At 75.3% G+C, this 983-nt stretch carries 1 protein-coding gene and 1 pseudogene; both read left to right on the forward strand.

Annotated features, from left to right (window positions below):
- Positions 1-181, forward strand: a pseudogene (locus tag D588_RS25310) (hypothetical protein); the annotation flags it as partial.
- 76 nt (positions 182-257) lie between these two features.
- Positions 258-983 (forward strand): alpha/beta hydrolase (locus tag D588_RS25315; RefSeq protein WP_017916990.1); only part of this gene is annotated, 726 nt, incomplete at its 3' end.

Raw genomic sequence — 983 nt, forward strand, 5'->3', positions numbered from 1 at the left:
TGGCCTGGACCCGGCGCTGGCCGCGCGCGCGTTGCAGCCGTTCGTGCACGGCGGCCATGGCGGCAGCGGACTGGGCCTGGCGATCGTCGAGCGCGTCGCGCGCCAGCATCGCGGCGCGTTGCTGCTGCAGCCCATCGCCCCACACGGCCTGTGCGCCATCCTGCATCTGCGCCCGGCCTGAACCCGGCGCGCGCCGACGCCCGCACGCGTCGGCCGCGCCACGCCCCTCCTCGCCGTCCTCATGGAGTGATCTGCTCATGCGCCTGTCCCGCCCCTCGCCCACCCACGGCCTGCTCGCCCTGATGTTGCTGCTGCCGTTGCTCGCCGCCCCCGTCCACGCCCAGGACGGGCGCCTGCGCGCACGCCTGCTGCAGCGTCTACAGGGCGACCGCGCCGATACCGCGCGTGCGCCACTGCCCGCCGGCGCGCAGGTGCTGCGCGACGTCGCCTACGGCCCGGACCCGGCGCAGCGCATGGACGTGTACCTGCCGGCCGGCGCACGTCAGGCGCCGCTGATCGTGATGGTGCACGGCGGCGGCTGGGCCGACGGCGACAAGGACAACCCCGGCGTGGCCGCCAACAAGGTCGCGCACTGGCTGCCGCAGGGCCATGTGCTGGTGTCGGTGAACTACCGCCTGCTGCCGCAGGCCACGCCGCTGCAGCAGGCGGAAGACGTGGCACGCGCGGTCGCGCGGATCCAGCAACTGGCGCCGCAGTGGGGCGCCGACCCGGCGCGGCTGGTGCTGATGGGCCACTCGGCCGGCGCACACCTGGTGAGCCTGCTGGACCTGTCGCCGGACCTGCTGGCGCAGGCCGGGGCGCGCCGACCGCTGGGCACGGTGGCGCTGGACAGTGCGGCGATGGACGTGGAGCAGGTGATGCAGCAACGGCATCTGCCGCTGTACGACCGCGCCTTCGGCAGCGTGCGCAGCGACTGGATCGCCGCCTCGCCGTACCACGTCATGGGCGCCAGCGCGCCGCCG

The sequence above is a fragment of the Xanthomonas sp. SHU 308 genome (genome assembly GCF_000364645.1).
GTDB classification, from domain to species: domain Bacteria; phylum Pseudomonadota; class Gammaproteobacteria; order Xanthomonadales; family Xanthomonadaceae; genus Xanthomonas_A; species Xanthomonas_A sontii.